Source organism: Enterococcus florum, from assembly GCF_004309355.1.
Taxonomy (GTDB): Bacteria; Bacillota; Bacilli; order Lactobacillales; family Enterococcaceae; genus Enterococcus_A; species Enterococcus_A florum.
In genome coordinates, this window is record NZ_BJCC01000029.1 from 1 (window position 1) to 2,500 (window position 2,500).

Sequence of the window (2,500 nt, forward strand, 5' to 3'; positions counted from 1 at the left end):
CCACCGAAAGAAAAGGAGTGGCGAACGGGTGAGTAACACGTGGGTAACCTGCCCTCAAGCGGGGGATAACACTTGGAAACAGGTGCTAATACCGCATAATAATCGAAACCGCATGGTTTCGATTTGAAAGGCGCTTTTGCGTCACTTGAGGATGGACCCGCGGTGCATTAGCTAGTTGGTGAGGTAACGGCTCACCAAGGCAACGATGCATAGCCGACCTGAGAGGGTGATCGGCCACATTGGGACTGAGACACGGCCCAAACTCCTACGGGAGGCAGCAGTAGGGAATCTTCGGCAATGGACGAAAGTCTGACCGAGCAACGCCGCGTGAGTGAAGAAGGTTTTCGGATCGTAAAACTCTGTTGTTAGAGAAGAACAAGGGTGAGAGTAGAATGTTCACCCCTTGACGGTATCTAACCAGAAAGCCACGGCTAACTACGTGCCAGCAGCCGCGGTAATACGTAGGTGGCAAGCGTTGTCCGGATTTATTGGGCGTAAAGCGAGCGCAGGCGGTTTCTTAAGTCTGATGTGAAAGCCCCCGGCTCAACCGGGGAGGGTCATTGGAAACTGGGAAACTTGAGTGCAGAAGAGGAGAGTGGAATTCCATGTGTAGCGGTGAAATGCGTAGATATATGGAGGAACACCAGTGGCGAAGGCGGCTCTCTGGTCTGTAACTGACGCTGAGGCTCGAAAGCGTGGGGAGCAAACAGGATTAGATACCCTGGTAGTCCACGCCGTAAACGATGAGTGCTAAGTGTTGGAGGGTTTCCGCCCTTCAGTGCTGCAGCTAACGCATTAAGCACTCCGCCTGGGGAGTACGACCGCAAGGTTGAAACTCAAAGGAATTGACGGGGGCCCGCACAAGCGGTGGAGCATGTGGTTTAATTCGAAGCAACGCGAAGAACCTTACCAGGTCTTGACATCCTTTGACCACTCTAGAGATAGAGCTTCCCCTTCGGGGGCAAAGTGACAGGTGGTGCATGGTTGTCGTCAGCTCGTGTCGTGAGATGTTGGGTTAAGTCCCGCAACGAGCGCAACCCTTATTGTTAGTTGCCATCATTTAGTTGGGCACTCTAGCGAGACTGCCGGTGACAAACCGGAGGAAGGTGGGGATGACGTCAAATCATCATGCCCCTTATGACCTGGGCTACACACGTGCTACAATGGGAAGTACAACGAGTCGCGAAGTCGCGAGGCTAAGCTAATCTCTTAAAGCTTCTCTCAGTTCGGATTGTAGGCTGCAACTCGCCTACATGAAGCCGGAATCGCTAGTAATCGCGGATCAGCACGCCGCGGTGAATACGTTCCCGGGCCTTGTACACACCGCCCGTCACACCACGAGAGTTTGTAACACCCGAAGTCGGTGAGGTAACCTTTTGGAGCCAGCCGCCTAAGGTGGGATAGATGATTGGGGTGAAGTCGTAACAAGGTAGCCGTATCGGAAGGTGCGGCTGGATCACCTCCTTTCTAAGGAAAAGCTAAGAAGCAGAAATGCCGACTAGCGTTACGGAAGACTACACAGATTTGTTTTTATTCGTTCAGTTTTGAGAGGTTTACTCTCAAAACATTTCGTTCATTGAAAACTGGATACAGAAAATCAAATTAACAAACCGAGAACACCGCGTTGAATGAGTTTTTTAATACGTTCAATTGCTTATTTTTATTGATCGGACTTCTATCGCTAGAAGAGAAGATCAAGACCCAACCGAAAGGTTGATAAGGTTAAGTGAATAAGGGCGCACGGTGGATGCCTTGGCACTAGGAGCCGATGAAGGACGGGACTAACACCGATATGCTTCGGGGAGCTGTAAGTAAGCTTTGATCCGGAGATTTCCGAATGGGGGAACCCAACATCTTTGATAGGATGTTACTTTTCAGTGAATACATAGCTGAATAGAGGTAGACGCAGAGAACTGAAACATCTAAGTACCTGCAGGAAGAGAAAGAAAAATCGATTCCCTGAGTAGCGGCGAGCGAAACGGGAAAAGCCCAAACCAAGATGCTTGCATCTTGGGGTTGTAGGACTCCGATATGGTAGACTGTTTGAATAGTCGAAGGACCTGGAAAGGTCTGCGAGAAAGGGTAAAAGCCCCGTAGACGAAATTGAGACAGCACCTAGGAGGATCCTGAGTACGGCGGAACACGAGGAATTCCGTCGGAATCCGGGAGGACCATCTCCCAAGGCTAAATACTCCCTAGTGACCGATAGTGAACCAGTACCGTGAGGGAAAGGTGAAAAGCACCCCGGAAGGGGAGTGAAATAGATCCTGAAACCGTGTGCCTACAACAAGTCAAAGCCCGTTAATGGGTGATGGCGTGCCTTTTGTAGAATGAACCGGCGAGTTACGATTCCTTGCGAGGTTAAGTCGAAGAGACGGAGCCGCAGCGAAAGCGAGTCTGAATAGGGCGAATGAGTAAGGGGTCGTAGACCCGAAACCATGTGATCTACCCATGTCCAGGTTGAAGGTGCGGTAAAACGCACTGGAGGACCGAACCCACG

At 50.8% G+C, this 2,500-nt stretch carries 2 rRNA genes (1 of these 2 cut by a window edge); both read left to right on the forward strand.

Features of this window, described 5'->3' with window-relative positions:
• A 16S ribosomal RNA gene (locus NRIC_RS15690) occupies positions 1-1,467 on the forward strand; the annotation flags it as partial.
• A gap of 253 nt (positions 1,468-1,720) precedes the next feature.
• Positions 1,721-2,500, forward strand: a 23S ribosomal RNA gene (locus tag NRIC_RS15695) (it continues 2,132 nt past the right edge of the window).